Source organism: Flavobacterium sp. (assembly GCF_031422135.1).
In the GTDB taxonomy this organism is placed as follows: domain Bacteria; phylum Bacteroidota; class Bacteroidia; order Flavobacteriales; family Flavobacteriaceae; genus Flavobacterium.
Window position 1 is genome coordinate 23,352 of the sequence record NZ_JANOQD010000064.1, and the last position, 17,870, is coordinate 41,221.

Sequence of the window (17,870 nt, forward strand, 5' to 3'; positions counted from 1 at the left end):
AGAAACTTTTTCAAATATGGAAACTCCTGAAATCTCTGTAATAATGCCTGTATTTAATGCTTCTAAATATTTAAAAGAAGCAATTGAGAGTATTCTTAATCAGAATTTAAACAATTTTGAGTTTATAATATTAAATGATAATTCTACGGATAATAGCCTAGAAATTATTAAAGAGTTTCAGCTAATTGATCAAAGAATAATTTTAATTGATAAAAAAGAAAATTGTGGACCATCTAAAATTAGAAACGAGGGAATAGAACTTGCTAAAGCTGAATTTATAGCTTTTATGGACGCCGATGATGTGGCTATTTCAACAAGATTTGAGAAACAAATTGCAGTGCTAAAAAACAATGATAATATTGGATTGTGCGGTTCTTGGTTTAAATTATTTGGTGACAATATCGAAGATCAAATAATAAAACATTATGAATATCATGATGAATTGAAAGTCAATTTTTTGCTTGAATGTTATATTGGTAATCCAACCGTAATGCTTAAAAAATCATTATTAAAGGATTTAAGATTTAAAAATGAATTTAGAGTAATGGGCGATTATGAGCTTTGGTCCAGATTAATTCAGAGCACAGAATTTTATAACATTCAAGAAGTTTTAGTGAATTATCGTTGGCATCAATCGAACATAACGATTACAACAAATGTGAATCGGAAGGAAATTCATTTGTTAATTCGAACCAATCAATTATCAGAATTTGGAATTAATTTGAACTCACCAAATTTGGATTGCTATTTCTTATCATTAGAATATAGTGAAAGGCAAACCCCTGAAAAAATAAAAACAATAATCGATTGTGGTAAATTATTAATTAAAAAAAATTTAGAATTAAAAATTTTTAATCAGTTTGTTTTAGAAAAAAAGATAAATGAAACTATTTGTAAATTAATAGTTAAAGCGAAGAATAATAACCTAAATTTTTTATTTTACGTATTGAAATTTGAGTTTTATTTTTTTAATGAATTAAAATTTAAACATAAACTTAAAGTTATTTTGAAATCAATTTTTTTAAGATAAGTTGTTTTAAAAATCTATATTTCATTTTGAACCTAACACTTAAAAGATAATTTTTAATTGCAATTCGATGTTGAGAATTTAATTTTTCATTATTGACATATAATTTTAATGCTTCAAATGCAGCTTCTTTCAATAAAGTATCAACTACAAATTTTATGTTTTTAGTTTTAGCATCAAGAATTTTTTCAAAAATTTCTTTTACGTTAAGGTAAGAGGAATATCTTTGAAAAAAAGCGGGTCTTAATGAATATACTCCTCCAGGATGTTTTCTATGAACTGCACTTTCAAAATTCAAGAATGTTCCATTTCCATTTTGCAATGCAAGAGCATATAAAGAATTGTCTTTACAATATTCTAATTTTTTATAATCCTTAATATTTACAGCCGATTTCCTAAATAAACTTGTCAAGGTAAGGGTGCAATAAGGATTAAATAAATTATTAAAATCAATAAAAAGCTCTTTTGGTAATTTTGAACTAAATTCATTTTTAGAAAAAGTATTTCCTTCAAGTAAAACATAATCAGTCCAAACTATCGACAAATTATTATGTAATTTCAAGTAATCAACTTGTTTTTGAATTTTGAGTTCATCTGTCCAATAATCATCACCCTCGCAAAGTGCTATAAACTCTCCTTTTGCTTTTGGAAAAGTAAAATCGCTCCAAATAGAGAAATTCTTATTTGAATATTTATTTTCTTTTTGATAAATAGGCTTTATAATTAAAGGAAATTTATTTTCATATTCTTTAATAATTTTAACCGTTTCATCAGTCGAAGCATCATCATGTATAATTATTTCAATTGGAAAGTTAGTTTTTTGAGATAAAAAACCCAAAATAGCTTGCTCAATATAATTCTCGTGGTTAAAAGTGTCACACAAAATACTCACTAATGGTTTATCAACATTTCCAATCCAGCTTGAAATTAAATGATCTTGAGTTAAATTAAATTCCATACCTGTTTTTTGAAGAACAAAAATAGTATAATAAGAATGACTAAATTTGAAATTAAAATTACTTTTTTTTTATTCAATAAAATCATTTAGAAAAAATCATTACCATTTGTGATTTAAAAATCAAATATATAGATTATTTGGAATATTCTACTTATTCTAATAATTTTTTGCTCACACGGCTACTGGCTATAAGTGATGCAGCAAAACCTAGAATTAGTATGGTTGCAAGTACTATAAACACATTTTCAAAACGAAATACTACAGGATATGGTAATGTTTCAGTTATCATTATTAGTTTAAAATAATGCTGCGCTAAAACCATTGCAATCCCAATGATTAAACCAACGATTCCTCCTAAAGTAGTTAAAATCATTCCTTGAAATAAAAAAATCATCTGGATGTCTTTAATAGGGCTTCCGAGATTAAATAAGGTTTTTATGTTTTGTTTTTTGTCCAAAATCATCATTATAATTGCGCCAGCTAGGGTGAATAATATGAGTACAATAACAAGTGTGCAAATTAAATAAAGAACCGTGTTTTCGGTATTCAGCATTTTGTGCAAACTATCGTTTTGTTGTGCGCGTGTTTTTATGACAACTTGATTTTTAAAAATTTCATTTAGACTTGAAATTACCGTATCTTCTTTTGATAAAGAATCCAATTCAATTTCTATTCCTGTAATTTGATTGGGTTTGTATTCTAGTAGTTCTTGTGCAAGTTGTAGGTCAGCAAAAACATATTTTATATCGATTTCATCATTAACTGAATATATTCCTGTGGGAATTAAAATAGATTTATTAAAAGCAGATTCTGGATTTGAAATCATACCTTTCCCGGGTTTTGGAACATAAATCTCGAATGCATTTGTAAAGTCAAAAAGTCCTAGTGACAATTTTTGCGAAATCATACTACCAACTACAACTTGTGGGGTTTTTGGTGCTAACCATTGTCCATTAAAAATAGTTTTAGTAACATTGTTTACCAAATTATATTGATTGTCGACTCCTTTTATAGAGGCAACTTGTTCTTTGTTTTTGTATAAAAACAGCACGCGTTCTTCTGCAATTTTACTATAAAAAGCAATGCTTTTGAGGTTGCTTATTTTTTTATTTTGTGCTTCGGATATAAAAAAAGTTTTTCCTGTTTTAGGGGTTATCTTTAAATCAGGATCGAAATCGTTACTAAAAGATAAGCTAAACTCTTTTAATCCACTAAAAATAGACATAAATACAAACAATACAATTGCCCCAACGATAACACCAACCGAAGCAATTTTTGTAATAATATTGATGGTATTATTTTTACTACGACTAAAAATATAACGTTTAGATATGTAAAGCGAAAAATTCAAATTAGGATTTTCTTCTTTTTTCTAATAGATCTCTATTTTCGATAGGATTTTCTTGTTGCGAGAGCGCATTGTCTATTTTTTCGATATAATCCAAACTATCATCAATAAAAAAAGAAAGATTTGGCACTTTTCGTAATTGTAATTTAACACGTTGAGATAAATCGTGCTTTATGAGTGACATATTTGACTTAACTGCCTCTAAAATTTCGGGCGCTTTGTCTTGTGGAAAAACACTTAAATAAACACGTGCAACACCCAAATCAGTAGTTACAATGACTTTTGACACAGAAATAACTAGATTGGTAATTCCGTTTTTACGAATTTCCCCTTGTAGGATATCTACTAAATCCTTTTGGATGACACCGCCTATTTTTTTTTGTCTATTTGTTTCCATTGTGCAAAAATACGATTTTTAGTTGTAATGTTTTTATCTTTGAATAATTATTGAGTTAAAACAATTGGGGTTATTTTAAATCCTTTTATTTTCAAAAATTTTCAAGAATGAGAAAAATAGAACATATCGGCATTGCTGTAAAAAATTTAGAAGTTTCAAATCAATTATTTGAGAAGCTTTTTGGGGCTCCAGCATATAAACAAGAAGAAGTAGAAAGTGAAGGTGTGAAAACTTCTTTTTTTAAAAATGGGCCAAATAAGATTGAATTACTTGAAGCTACAAATCCCGAGAGTCCTATTGCTAAGTTTATTGAAAAAAAAGGAGAAGGCATACATCATATTGCTTTTGACGTTCAAGATATTGTTTTTGAAATAGCACGATTGCAGTCTGAAGGGTTTATAGTTTTGAATGAAATTCCCAAAAAAGGAGCCGATAATAAGCTGGTTGCTTTTTTACATCCAAAAGGGACAAATGGCGTTTTGATAGAATTATGTCAAGAAATTGCAGATTAATTTTGGGATTAGTAAAAAATGTAGTAATATTGCAACCTCAAAACAGGTCCTATAGCTCATTCGGTTAGAGCAACTGACTCATAATCAGTAGGTGCTTGGTTCGATTCCAAGTGGGACCACAATTTTTAAAAACCTTTCAAGTAATTGAGAGGTTTTTTTAATTTTACACCATATGGTAGTTTGTTATATTTTGTATAGTAAATCGTTAGATAAGTATTACATAGGTTTTACTCAAGAAAGTATATTATCTCGGTTGGAAAAGCACAATAGTTCTTATTATGATAAAACATTTACAGGAATTGCTTTAGATTGGTCGGTTTATTTAGTAATTCTATGCAATACAGTTTCTCAGGGAGTTAGGATTGAAAAACACATCAAAAAAATGAAAAGCAGGGTTTATATAGAAAATCTTTTGCGTTATCCAGAAATGATTGAAAAATTACTTCAAAAATTTATTTAGAGCAAATTGACTCTCCCGATAGCTATCGGGACAGTAGGTGCTTGGTTCGATTCCAAGTGGGACCACATTTTTTAAAAACCTTTCAAGTAATTGAGAGGTTTTTTTTTAATTTTTTTATTAAAATAATTGGTTGTATTAAATATTTGACTTATCATTGTTAAGCTTTTGTTACTTAAGCTTTTTTATTATAATAGTAATAATTTTTTTGTATTTTTGTGCCCTATGAAAATCTATTCAAAAAAAATTAATGTATTGTTGTTGGCTTTGTTGCCAGCATTAATGACTTATGCTGCGCCTGGTGGTCCACCACCACCAACACCGCCACCGCCACCTGGATTGCCAGTTGATGGATTCGTAGTGGTCTTGCTAATTGTAGGATTAATTTACGGTTTTTATTCTATAAAAAAATTTAAATTACAATCTAAATAAAGAAAGCTTCCTGGTTTCAGGAAGCTTTTTCTTTATTTTATACTTTTTCATTTCTGTTTTTTGTGGAAATTTCAATATTTTTTTCAATTGTATGATTTGGTCTTGACCACTTAGGCTTTTCTCCTAGAGATTCAAATTTTGAATCAACTGCTTCAATTGTTTCAGGTTGGGATACTTTCACAAAAGGTTTTTGAGGAATTAATCCAAGCATTTCAAACATTTTCATATCTTCATTTACATCAGGATTGGGAGTAGTCAATAATTTATCTCCCGCAAAAATCGAATTTGCACCAGCAAAAAAGCACATTGCCTGACCTTCTCTACTCATATTCATTCTACCGGCCGATAGTCTAACTTGAGTTTCTGGCATAACAATACGGGTAGTGGCAACCATTCGAATCATTTCCCAAATTTCTACAGGTTTTTCTTCTTCCATTGGTGTGCCCTCAACGGCAACTAATGCATTTATAGGCACCGATTCTGGTTGTGGATTTAGTGTAGACAATGCCACTAGCATTCCAGCTCTATCTTCTATGCTTTCTCCCATACCAATAATTCCACCACTGCAAACTGTTACATTGGTTTTACGAACGTTCTCGATGGTTTGAATACGATCCTCAAATCCTCGAGTTGAAATAACTTCTTTATAGTACTCTTCAGAGGTGTCTAAATTATGGTTGTAGGCATACAATCCAGCTTCGGCTAAACGGTGTGCTTGGTTCTCGGTTATCATACCAAGTGTACAACACACTTCCATATCTAGCTTGTTTATTGTTCTGACCATTTCAAGAACTTGATCAAATTCTGGACCGTCTTTCACATTTCGCCAAGCAGCACCCATACAAACTCTTGAGGATCCTGATGATTTCGCTCGCAAAGCTTGTGCTTTAACTTGCTGAACGCTCATTAAATCATTTCCTTCAATATCTGTGTGATATCTTGCAGCTTGTGGACAATAACCACAATCTTCCGGGCAACCTCCTGTTTTTATAGAAAGGAGTGTAGAAACCTGAACTACATTTGGATCGTGATTTACTCTATGTATTGAAGCCGCTTCGTAAAGCAGATCCATCAACGGTTTGTTGTATATTGAAATTATTTCTTCTTTTGTCCAATTATTTTTTTGCATACCCATAATGAAATCTTAAATATTCTTCAAAAATAGGAATTTCATTTTAAACTATATTATCATAAGCACTTAAACTAAAAAATGTTTTTAGAATTTTTAGTTTCTAAAAACATTTTTAACATAACTAACTACTCTAAAATCGAATTAAAATCCTTTTACAGGTTTGTCTTTCCAGTATTGCATCAAGGTAAATGTTATAATTATAGATGAAGCAATTCCTTCAAAAAGCAATCCTATACAATATTGGTTCATTGAGGGCTCACCACCACCAAACAAAAAATTTGCAGACAGTTTTTTCATATATTCATCGCCACCTTTCATAGAAATATAGATTAATAAACCTACAACACTTAATACAACACCAATTAGCGAGGTTAAAGTTCCGGAAATAAGGTTGTCTAAATACTCCGTTTTACCTTCATTAAAATTAGATTTGATGGTTTTGTTTAGAAAATAAATCACAATAAATATGTTTAATAGTCTTAGGTAAAACACATCAGATAAACCAAGGAGTTCCATAAGTAAAAAGTATATTCCTATTGAAATAAATATTAATATTCCATTGTTAAATTCTTTAGAAAGACTCATAATTTTAAAATTTAAATTGTTAAATAATTAAAAAGTGTCTATCAAATTTATTTAAAAAAGCAATATAAAACAAGTTTTTAACAAAAAAATTATTTTTTGTTAAAATACTCAAATGAAATTTTTTTGTCTTTTTGAAGCTGTACTTGTAACTCTTCAAAAGAATCAAATTTAATTTCGTCTCGGATGTATTCTAAAAGAGAGACGGTTATTTTTTGATCATAAATGTCTTGATTGAAATCAAAAAAATGTACTTCAATGCTAATTTCTTTTCCATCTATTGTAGGTTTATATCCTATGTTCATCATCCCTTCAATTCTCTTATTTTGAATGACGCTTTCCACGATATAAACCCCAATTTTAGGTGTTATTTTTTGATTGTTTTCCAAAACTAGATTTGCTGTCGGAAAATTTATGGTACGACCTAATTGCCTTCCACTGACTACTATGCCTGAAAAAGTATAATTATAACCTAAATATTGGTTTGCTAATTTTATATTCCCTTCAGAGATTGATTTTCTAATTTGCGTTGAACTTATGGATATGTCGTTTATCTCTTGTGCAGAAATTTGCTCTACATCGAAATGATACTTTTTTCCAAAATAAATCAAATCGTGAATATCAGACAATCTGTTTTTTCCAAATCGATGGTCGTAGCCTATAATTATTTTTTGAATGTTAAGTTTTTCGACTAGAATATTTTTTACAAATTCTTCGCCAGAGAGTTCAGAAAAGGCAGTGTCAAAATTTTGAATAATTAAATTGTTAACCCCTTTTTTTTCTAACAGTTGTACTTTTTCTTCGTTGGTGTTTAAAAGTTTAATTTTAGTTTCAGTATACAACACATTTCTTGGATGTTGTGTAAATGTTAATACAACGCTTTCTAAATTTTGGTTTTCTAAACTATTTAAAAGTCTATTTATTATTTTTTGATGCCCTAAGTGAACACCGTCAAATGTACCAAGAGTTACTACTGTTTTTTTAGTACAATTAAATTCCGAAATGGATTGAAATACCTTCAAAATGTTTTTATTTAGATGTGCAAAGTTAAGTTATTATTCAAAAAAAAAGGATTGAAATGAATCAATCCTTTTAGTTATGTGCTATAAAAAATTAGTTTTTAAGAAGCTTTTGATTTGTAATGATACCGTCTTGTGTAAGTATTGAGACTATATAAAGCCCATTGCCATATGATTTTACATCAATATCAATCTGGTTATTATTAACAAAATTATTAGTAAAGATTATTTTACCCTCTAACGAGGTAATAATTATTGATTTTAAGATTGAAGTAGGTGAACCAATTGTTACATAATCTCTTGTAGGATTAGGATAAATATTTATAATCGATGATTTACTATTAAAATTATCTTTTTCCTGTGTACTTATTCTTGTAGCAATTGCTACACAAGCTTCTGTTTTTCCTAAAAAGAGCGAGCCAGATTTTATATGTGTTCCAGATTTTAAGCTAATAAAATCTCCTGCTTTCATTGTAATGTTTTGACTAATAGCGGTTGTGTAATTAGCCATAGTCTCAATCCAATTCACACGTTTGTAAGTTATAGCTGAATTAGCTTCTGGTGCTGACAATGTTAAATTTGGCAAACAAGAATTTGCTAAACAACTAGGATCACTAATTGGCAATACCGTTATTGTTAAATTAGCGGTTGTAGCATTTTGCCCTGCAGCTGGTGTAAAAAGATAGCTAGTTGTAACGAGATTTTTAAAATCTGGAAACCAAGATCCAGAAACTCCATTAGTCGATGTCGTAAGCAAAGGAGACATTGTCAATCCTGAACAAATTGGCGCAATAGCGTTAAAAGTTGTTGTAATCAATGGAATATTAGTAATTGTAATTGTACTCGATTTAATACAGCCAGAAGCATTTGTTATAGTTGCAACAAGATTTGCAGGTAAGGAATTCCAATTTATACTTACATTTGATTCATTGTTGAATCCTATAATATTTCCACCTGTAGCACTCCAAACAATGGTTTCACCTTGTTGTAATAAAACAGAATTATTAGTAATGCTTTCTTGACCAATGCTAACAGTAGTATTTCCAAGTATTAAAGGGGTGCTAACATTACTGATTATTACTGATGTACTTGCTATAAATTGATTAGTTACACTATTCAAAAGAGTAATAGTATAAGTTCCTGGTATGCTATAGGTATGTTCAGGTATTGTTAATGATGAGGTATTATTTGAGCCTGAAGCTGAATCTCCAAAATTCCAATTAAAAGAAGTTTCACATACATTGGGGAAAAACTTATAGCTGTTGCATCCATTAGCATAACTACTTATAGTATTGTTAAATACTGTTGATGTACTTGCATCAATCATATTAGGTAAATTAAATCCTATATTTACATTATTTGTTGTAAAAGACTCAAAAGTAGGACCGTCATTACTAAAAAAACAAGCATTCGGATCCAAATTAGTAATAATATTGTTAGGTTTATGTATTACTCCCATTTTTTTGGAATCTTGTCTGACTATTATATATAATTTTCCATCAGGACCTCTTTGAATAGATTGAGTCCTGCTTGACATTACAGTTTTTTTACTAGCCAAAATATCAGAATTATTCAGATTGTATTGATACAAACCGAATCTATCGCAAAGATAGAGAACTTTAGAATTGGGACTAAATGAAAAATTACTCATACCAAAACCATTAAAGTTACCCAATTCTAAAAAATTACTGCTAACGTCTCCTGTAAATTTATTAAAATCATATAATAAAGTATGTGGTAAATTAATTCCACCAGCTGTATTCAAAAGTAATTTATTACCGTCAGGAGAAAATTCAAAACTTATAAGATATGATGGGTATAAGCTATTAGGTGGAGTATTATCAATAGCAGTAATAGGTATTTCTTTAGCAAGAGATACAACTCCCAAATGATTGAGCTTGTAAACTAAAATATTGTATCCTATTGTAGTTTTTCCTGAAGTAACAATCCAATAACCGTCACATCCTTTTGCCGCAGCAATTCCTTCCCCTCCTATAACTCCATTACCTACTACGTTAGATGAAATATAATTTAATCCTGTTGGAGATGAAACTAGGACATTTGTGGGATTAGATGTTACAGAAGTTCCACTTACATTTACAACACTATATCTAAACCCATTTTCAAATAATCTTGAAGATGCTTCTGAACGATAAAATGTAAAATATTTACTACTATCAGATGGGTGAGGAACAATAACTACTCCATCATAAGCACTTTTACCGTCACTAACTGACGGTGCTATTGAATTAATGTTATTACTATCTGTTATCTCTTCACCATTGCAATCAAACAAAAAATTTCCTTGACTGTCTGATTGGCTACCATAAGCTTCTAAATAATAGTTAAATCTTCTGTTTGTAATAACTGGCACGGGAACTCCAGAACTAAAGTTAAGACCTGCACTAACACCAAAAGTCCAATTGGTTTCAGTGTTTAATATTGGAGAGCAATTAGATACAAATATTTGTTTAGTATTACTTACCGTATTTAATCCATCGGATACCGATAAAGTTACATTATATGGCAAACTGTTTGCGGTATTAAATTGATGAGATGGATTTTGTAATGTTGATGAATTTTGTGTTGATGAAGAATCTCCAAAAACCCAAGAATATGTTGAGCCAACGGGATTATTATTGCTTCCAGAAAAATTGACTAAACCATTGTTAGAGCAAGCAGAATATTTACTAGCCGAGAAATTAGCAGTTAATTGAGTAGATATGCATTGAACTCCAGTTGCAATAATATTAGCTGGGTCCACTAGTAGTGGTCTGCTCAAATTTATTATGTCTTTCATTCTCTGTATTTGACCAGTTGTAAAACCTAGCATGCAGTTTTCATTAACATAATCCATATAATTATTTATGTCATCGGGACGATTCAAATAGTCTGAACAAGTATCAATTCCAATAGGGCAACCTCTATTGGGCTGAATTACAGGAGGAGTGTCACAAACTAAATCACCACTTGTGGAACAAGTTGCTAAATTTGCACCTGAACAACCTCCTTCAAATGTATGATAAAGACCAAAATAATGCCCAACTTCATGCGCTAAAATCTTTCCACTTGAACTAAATGGATCTAGTGTATTACAACCACAAGTATTAAAATCGCCAAAGGCTGTATATTTCATTACAATTCCATCAAAAATACTTGTCGTATTAGGAAAAGTTGAAAAACCTTGAACGGATGATGAATTATCCAAACCAACAATGTTTTTAACAACCCATATTTTAAGACAATTATCAAATCCAATTATATTTCGGTTTAAAGTTACCATTGAATCCAAGTTTGTGTTTTGTTCATATGATCGAATTCTGATAATTCCTGTGCTAGCAAATCCGTCAACATTTTTTTTTGCCAAGCAAAAATTTATACCAGCGGGTTCAAAATAGATGTTTAGTGCTGCAATTTGGCTATTTACTTGTTGGTCTGTGATGTTTTCTATATCACTACCATCGCCCAAAACCTCAACAACACCTACAACTACAGGTATTGTTAGCTTTAAAGGCGTTACAGTTCTAGCTTTGTGATTTAAATTACTAACTTTTAAATTTAGCAAATCCATTTGCTTTTTTATTTCAGGATTTTTACCAATTATTGATTTCATTACCTCATCGGTTCCGCAAATATCAGAAGAATACGTATTGTTTTGCCCAAACCCAACTACTCCTAATAAAAGAAGCAGAAAAATATATAAGTTTTTCATTTTACTTATTTTTTTCAATAAGAGTTTTTACCATTGCTTTGAGTTCATTAATTTCTTTATTTTGCTGTATCAGGTAGAGTGTTAATTCTTCAATTTTTTCTTGTTGCAATTTTGCCATTTCCCCAAGCTCTATTCCGTTTGCTGCAACCTCTTCAGCACTTGGCATATTGGCTAAATGTCCTTTTTCTTGTATTTGTTTTTCTACTTCAAGTAATGTAGGGAGTTTATAGTTTTTAGCAAAAACGTAATCTGCCCAAGTACCTGCATTACTTAAATTAACCCTTATTTCGTCTGTGAGAATACCGCCAGTTACAAAAAGTTTATAATTTGACACATTTACGGTTCCTGCCGTAGTTGGGAAAACTGCAACAGCTCCAATTCCCACTTTCCCATTTAGTTTTAATTCGTCGTTTGCAAAATCTCCCCAAATTAATGGAGTAAGTGTTTTTGAATTATCAATAAAAAGTTTGTTGCTAATTTCAAAAGCAGTTCTATTATTGAAACCTGAATTTGCGCCAATAAATATATTTCCAGTTGATGCTTCATTTGTATTAAAGCCTGCATCCCAACCTAATGCAACATTATTACTTCCTCTTAATCTACTCCCAGATGAATTTCCAACAAAAGTGTTTTTTTGTGCGTCTTGCGAAAGAGCTCCAGCACCTGTTCCAATAAATACGTTTGAGAAGCCTGTTGTATTCGAAACTCCAGCTACGGCTCCAACAAATGTGTTTTGAGAACCAGTAGTGTTTTGCTTCCCAGTATCATATCCTATAAAAGCATTATTTGATCCGCCTATTGTAATTGCACCAGAATTGTACCCATAAAAAGTATTGTTAGTACTTCCTGTTGCGGTTCCAGCATTTAATCCTCCACTAGTTGCAAATGCATCTGATTGTACATTCTGAGCATTATTTAATAAACTACTCAATCCTAAAATCCCTAAAAAAATCATTTTTGTTGTTGTCATAAAGCCTTTTTATTATTATTTATCTGATATATTTTATATTTCTGTGCAAATTTAGTATTATATTGTAGCTTTATAAAAATCGCATCCTTATAAAGTATCAGGTTATTTGATAAATTATGCTTATTTTTGAAATAAAATAAATAACTATGATAGGAGAAAAAATTAGAAAAATAAGAACGTTAAAAGGTTTTTCTCAAGAATATATGTCAGAAAAACTTAAGATTTCGCAACCTGCTTACTCTGATATTGAAAACAGCAAAACCAAAGTAAGTATAGATACTATTCAAGAACTAGCTACTATTTTTGATATAAGCGCCAACGACTTGATTAATTTTGATGAAAGTCAGGTGTTTAACAATACGTTCAATCAAGATTCAAAAGGATTTTTTAATGTCAAAAAGTTTATTAATGAGACTTTTGAGCACGAACGTAAGTCGTATCAAGATCAAGTTCAGAGTTTGAAGGAGGAAGTGGTGTATTTGAGAGGAAAATTGGATGAGATTTCTCGTTCCTCGAAATAACAAACACAGGTAATGATAACAGAGTAAAAGTTCCCCAAATAGTGTGTAACTTTTTGGGGGCAATCTAAAATCAATCCTTTTTGTTATTTGCTAAAAATTAGTTTTTAAAAAAACGTAATGTTTTTGAGCTATTGTCTTTGCTTACTTTAAGGAAATAGATTCCGCTTGAAAATTGCAAAGTACTTAACGATAAGTCAGACTCTTTTGTGATTTTGTTTTTTTGAATGGATTGACCAATACTATTAAATATTTCATAATCGTAAGGTAATCCAACTCCATTTGAAATGGAAATATTTAAAATGTCGGTTGTTGGATTTGGATACAAAACAGTCGCATCTAACAAGTCAAATGAATTTGTAGATAAAGTTCCGTTAGTAAAAGTGTGTTTAGTTGTAGCTGTTGAAAAAGTTGTATTAGAAAAAACAGTAACGGCTCCGGCATTTGCTTTCAAGTTATAAAAACCTGCTCCGTAATTGGTTGGAGTTGAGTTAATACCGTCATTTGCACTATCGTTTATTGTAAAGGTGTAGCAGCCATTTGCAGGCAAATTCCAAGCTACATTGGTAACTAAAGGTTGTGTTCCAGATGCTGCTAACCTTGTGTATGGTCCACCACTGTACAATGTTGTTCCTGTAGCATTTTTAATATTCCAAGTGGTCTCTTCGCCATATCTATCTCCAACTAGTGTAAAATTATAGGTTGTATACAAATAATCAGGAGGTGTTAAGAATGGTGTAAATACAAATGTTTTAGATGCAGTATTGTTCGTAGTTCTTTGGTCAGTAACTCCATTTGTCGTTGAAACAGAAGCGTTAAAAGTACCAGTAGTTAATACTGCATTTATAACTATAGTTGCGTATTTATTTGGTGCTAAATTACCTGTCCAGTTTATTATTGCGCTAGCACCTCCTTCATTATGACTAATAGCAGCAGATGTTAAATTAGCAGTTCCTCTGTTATATAAAAAAACGCGATGTTGGTTAACTGGAGGGATACAAGTAGCATCAGCAGAAGAACAATAAGCATCTATTTTTACTTCTGCATCATTTGCAAAAAGTGCAATTGGAAGATCTTTTGTAGATGTTTTCAAAGATAATCTTCTAGGAGAATTATTCATAACAGTTGTAATTCTTGTTTTTTGATTTACTGTAAAAATATTCATACAAGAATCATCTGAATAATCCATATAATTCTCAGTTTGTCTTTGAAGACCATCGCACTGTATTGGTTTGGTACATCCTCCTGTTCCTTCTCCAGCAAAATATTGACCATTACAGTTTGGAGTGTCGTTGCAAAAATCATCAACCGTACAATCACCATCTCCCCATAAGTGAATTAACCCAAGATAATGTCCTACTTCGTGTGTCATAGTTCTTCCTTCGTCATATTGCGTTCCACCATAAGTTCCACTTGGTACAAGAATTCTTGAACCAAATGTGTTGTGATTTGCAACCACACCGTCAGTAGTAGATAAACCTCCATTTGCATTCAAGCCTGTCAAACCAGATGAAGATGGGAACTGAGCATAACCTAAGAGGGTTGTATCTGTAAAATTAACAGACCACATATTCATATATTGTGTTGCATCCCAAATTGTAGATGGTTTTACCGTAGATTGAATACCTGTTCTGCTCCAAGATTCTTGACATAGATTTACTCTATTAATACCATTAGTTGGATTGCCACTAGGGTCTACTTTAGCCAAAACAAATTCAATTTGTGTATCCGCTCCTACTGGATTGGTATTAAAACCAGGAGTTCCGGTCATTTTTCTAAAATCTTGAGTCATTACAGTGATTTGTGATTCTACTTGCTCGTCTGTAATATTTTCATTCACTCCATAGGCATCACCATTATGAATAACATGGACAACAACAGGAATATAAATAATTCCTCCCGATTGTGAAGAAACAGTTTGAAACGCTTTTTGTTCTTCTATTTTTTTAGAAATCCAAGTCTCAAATTGCGCTCTAGTTTCCATTTTTGGATATTGGCTTCGGAGCATTTCTTCATATTCATTAGAAGAGCATCTAACAAATCCCGAATTCGAAATGCTTTTTGTGTTTTTTTCAAAAACTGGTTTTTCTTTGGTGATTTTTTGAGCAGTTATTGAGTTAACCAAACAAAAAAATAATGTTCCAAGTAAGATATTTTTTTTCATTGTGAATAATTTTTAGACAACGAATATAATATATAATTGAATAAACGTAAAATTTATTGATTAATAAGTGACTTTACGTAGGAAAAGCATTGTTTAAAATTAAGTTTTATCACCTTAGATTGACAATTAACTAAAAATCAACAGTCAAATACAGTAGATTCATTTATATCTTGTTAAATAAGTTGTGTATTTTTATAAAAACACTAATTTAGCTCATAATTTACAGATTAAAAATTATTCACAATGAAAAAAACAGTACTAATAATCATTAGTTTATGGACTTTTGTAATAACACAAGCACAAACTTCAAGTATTTGGAGTGTTGTAAACGAAGGCCAATCCAAAGGAATTAAAAAAATAAAAAGAAATTCCACACCCAAGGAATACAAGCTCTTTAATTTGAATAGTGCATTGCTTAAAAGCCAACTTGTTGGCGCTAAAAAAAGTACTGATGCCCGTTCCACCTCATCGATTATAATCGAATTGCCTAATGCGGAAGGAGGCTTAGAACGCTACACAGTTTATGAAATGCCAATTATGGAAGCAGCTCTTGAAGCAAAATTTCCTATGATAAAATCGTATGCAGCACAAGGTATAGATGATCCAACAGCTGTAGCACGGTTCTCGGTAACACAATTAGGTTTGCATTCAATGATTTTGTCTGGAGAAAAAAGCACCGTTTTTATTGATCCTTTCACGGAAGACAGGCAGACTTACATTGTTTACAATAAAGCTTCATTAACAAAACCGCTTGACGATTTCAATTGTTTAACTGGTTCAGATGTTAAACTTCCTTCTATTACAAAGGATAGAAACTCAAATCCAAATCAAAGATTAAACACAAACGATAAAAAATTGAGAACGTATCGATTAGCACAATCTTGCACTGCAGAATATGGAAATATTTTTGCTGGAACTGGAACTGATGTTCAAAAAAAGGCAAACATTCAGGCGCAAATGGTCATTACTATGACTAGAGTAAATGGTATTTATGAAAAAGATTTGTCAATTACTATGATTTTTATAGCAAACAATGATGCTTTGATCTATTTTGGTGATGTAAATGCGGACCCTTGGAGCGGAGAATATAACGATCAAACGGGATTTACTATTGATGCTAATGTGGGTTTTTCGTCCTATGACATTGGTCATAATTTTAATACTTCTGGTGGAGGAAATGCTGGATGCATTGGTTGTGTTGCAGGACCAAATACAGATCCGCCTTCTGGAGAACACAAAGGAACTGGTATGACAGGAAGTCCCAACCCAACTGGAGATCCATTTGATATTGATTTTGTGGCGCATGAAATGGGACATCAGTTTGGCGGTTTTCACACCCAAAGCAGCTCAGATTGCCGATCAGGAAGCGGCTTAACCGAAGTTGAGCCAGGATCAGGTTCCACTATTATGGGGTATGCAGGTATTTGCGACCCAAGTGTTCAAAACAATAGTGATGCTTATTTTGCTTATGTAAACATTAGAGACATTTCAGACAATGTTCAGTTTGGAATAAGTTCAAATATTCCTGCGTCACAAATTGCTAATTTTTCAAACAATCCACCAACAGCTAATGCGGGTGCAGATTATATAATTCCAAGATCTACACCATTTATTCTTGAAGGGATAGGAACTGATCCAGATGGTAATGCTATAACCTATAATTGGGAACAAAACGATCCCGAAGATCCCAATTCTGCAACCGCTCCGACAGCTGCAAGATTAGTTGGGCCTACGTTTAGATCAAAAAATTCAACAATTTCACCAAATCGATTTATGCCTCCATTGGCAAATATTTTAACAGGACAAACATCAACTACAATGGAATTTTGTTCCTCTGTATCTCGAGATTTGAATTTTTCTTTGACCGTTAGAGATAATATAGCTACTGGTGGACAAACCGCTTCAGACTTAAAGAAAGTAACAGTAAGTTCTGCTGCGGGACCATTTATTATGACAGCTCCAAACACAAACGTTTCATGGGCTCCAGGAAGCAACCAAACCGTTACTTGGAACAAAGCCAACACAGATATAGGCATAGTAAATACAAAATATGTTGATATTTATTTTTCCAGTAATGGAGGAACCACATTTTCCACTTTATTAGCTAGTAAAGTACCAAATGATGGAAGCGAAACTATAACAATGCCTAATAACTCTGGGAGTACAAGTAGAATAATGGTTCGTGGCCACAATAATATTTTTTTAGATGTATCCAATGCTAATTTTACTACAACTACAGCTGCAGCTTCATTTGCAGTTGCATTTAACGGAGTTGCGGGACAACAAAATAAACCTGTTTGTCAAGGTGTTTCAACGATTACCTATCCAATAAATTATACCGCATTAGCAGGATTTACAGGAACAACAACGTTTACAGCCACTGGAATTCCAGCCAATACATCAGTATCGTTCTCACCGTCTTCACTAACTGCTTCTGGTGTAGTAACAATGACAGTAAATACGACTGCAAGTACAACAATTGGTATAGCGAACATTATTGTAACGGGTACATCTGGAGCCGTTACAAAAACAGCTCCTATGTATTTGGAGGTATTTAGTCCGAATTTTGCAGGTGCAAGTTTGACTACTCCTGCAAACAATGCTGTAGGTCAAAATACGGTTTTGAGTTTAACTTGGGCTGC

General features: G+C 31.6%; 15 protein-coding genes and 1 tRNA gene. 7 read left to right on the forward strand and 9 right to left on the reverse strand.

Annotated elements, in window-relative coordinates; genetic code table 11:
• Positions 1–16 precede the first annotated feature (16 nt).
• Complete coding sequence (locus RMO70_RS08950; protein WP_310556095.1) at positions 17–1,030, forward strand: glycosyltransferase family 2 protein; 1,014 nt, start codon at positions 17–19, stop codon at positions 1,028–1,030.
• Here RMO70_RS08950 and RMO70_RS08955 read toward each other — a convergent pair.
• From RMO70_RS08955 to rbfA, 3 genes are all read right to left on the reverse strand, one after another.
• Complete coding sequence (locus RMO70_RS08955; RefSeq protein ID WP_310556096.1) at positions 1,002–1,985, reverse strand: glycosyltransferase; 984 nt, start codon at positions 1,983–1,985, stop codon at positions 1,002–1,004. The genes RMO70_RS08950 and RMO70_RS08955 overlap by 29 nt on opposite strands.
• A 151-nt stretch (positions 1,986–2,136) precedes the next feature.
• Positions 2,137–3,336, reverse strand: coding sequence for an FtsX-like permease family protein (locus RMO70_RS08960; protein WP_310556097.1), 1,200 nt, complete (start codon positions 3,334–3,336; stop codon positions 2,137–2,139).
• 1 nt (position 3,337) lies between these two features.
• On the reverse strand, positions 3,338–3,730 hold the full coding sequence (gene rbfA / locus RMO70_RS08965) for a 30S ribosome-binding factor RbfA (RefSeq protein WP_310556098.1): 393 nt from the start codon (positions 3,728–3,730) through the stop codon (positions 3,338–3,340).
• A 107-nt stretch (positions 3,731–3,837) separates the two neighbouring features.
• Here rbfA and mce point away from each other — a divergent pair, with 107 nt between their 5' ends.
• The 4 genes from mce (at position 3,838) to RMO70_RS08985 (ending at position 5,131) form a co-directional block, all read left to right on the forward strand.
• Entirely contained in the window at positions 3,838–4,242 is a 405-nt protein-coding gene (gene mce / locus RMO70_RS08970; RefSeq protein WP_310556099.1) for a methylmalonyl-CoA epimerase, read from the forward strand.
• Between the two features lie 45 nt (positions 4,243–4,287).
• Positions 4,288–4,361, forward strand: a tRNA-Ile gene (locus RMO70_RS08975).
• Between the two features lie 53 nt (positions 4,362–4,414).
• Positions 4,415–4,702 (forward strand): GIY-YIG nuclease family protein, encoded by a 288-nt coding sequence (locus RMO70_RS08980; RefSeq protein ID WP_310556100.1) that lies wholly within the window; start codon positions 4,415–4,417, stop codon positions 4,700–4,702.
• A 222-nt stretch (positions 4,703–4,924) separates the two neighbouring features.
• Positions 4,925–5,131 (forward strand): PID-CTERM protein-sorting domain-containing protein, encoded by a 207-nt coding sequence (locus RMO70_RS08985; protein WP_310556101.1) that lies wholly within the window; start codon positions 4,925–4,927, stop codon positions 5,129–5,131.
• A gap of 37 nt (positions 5,132–5,168) precedes the next feature.
• Here RMO70_RS08985 and bioB read toward each other — a convergent pair whose 3' ends face one another.
• From bioB to RMO70_RS09010, 5 genes are all read right to left on the reverse strand, one after another.
• Positions 5,169–6,266 carry a biotin synthase BioB gene (bioB, locus tag RMO70_RS08990; protein WP_310556102.1) on the reverse strand — a complete coding sequence of 366 codons (1,098 nt, stop codon included), beginning with the start codon at positions 6,264–6,266 and terminating at the stop codon, positions 5,169–5,171.
• A gap of 138 nt (positions 6,267–6,404) precedes the next feature.
• A complete protein-coding gene (locus RMO70_RS08995) occupies positions 6,405–6,848 on the reverse strand; it encodes a hypothetical protein (RefSeq protein WP_310556103.1) in 444 nt (147 codons plus the stop codon).
• Positions 6,849–6,937: 89 nt separating this feature from the next.
• Positions 6,938–7,867, reverse strand: a complete 930-nt coding sequence (locus RMO70_RS09000; protein WP_310556104.1) for a bifunctional riboflavin kinase/FAD synthetase — start codon at positions 7,865–7,867, stop codon at positions 6,938–6,940.
• Positions 7,868–7,958: 91 nt separating this feature from the next.
• Entirely contained in the window at positions 7,959–11,576 is a 3,618-nt protein-coding gene (locus tag RMO70_RS09005; protein WP_310556105.1) for a PKD domain-containing protein, read from the reverse strand.
• A gap of 1 nt (position 11,577) precedes the next feature.
• Positions 11,578–12,546: a hypothetical protein gene (locus RMO70_RS09010; protein ID WP_310556106.1), complete on the reverse strand. Its 969-nt coding sequence runs from the start codon at positions 12,544–12,546 to the stop codon at positions 11,578–11,580.
• A 146-nt stretch (positions 12,547–12,692) separates the two neighbouring features.
• Between RMO70_RS09010 and RMO70_RS09015 the strand changes: the two genes are divergently transcribed.
• Complete coding sequence (locus RMO70_RS09015; protein WP_310556107.1) at positions 12,693–13,067, forward strand: helix-turn-helix transcriptional regulator; 375 nt, start codon at positions 12,693–12,695, stop codon at positions 13,065–13,067.
• Between the two features lie 97 nt (positions 13,068–13,164).
• On the opposite strand, the gene RMO70_RS09020 is transcribed toward RMO70_RS09015, so the two are convergent.
• Positions 13,165–15,228, reverse strand: a complete 2,064-nt coding sequence (locus RMO70_RS09020) for a T9SS type A sorting domain-containing protein (RefSeq protein WP_310556108.1) — start codon at positions 15,226–15,228, stop codon at positions 13,165–13,167.
• 243 nt (positions 15,229–15,471) lie between these two features.
• On the opposite strand from RMO70_RS09020, the gene RMO70_RS09025 reads away from it, so the two are divergent.
• Positions 15,472–17,870: reprolysin-like metallopeptidase (locus RMO70_RS09025; protein WP_310556109.1), on the forward strand; the 2,399-nt coding region annotated here is incomplete at its 3' end.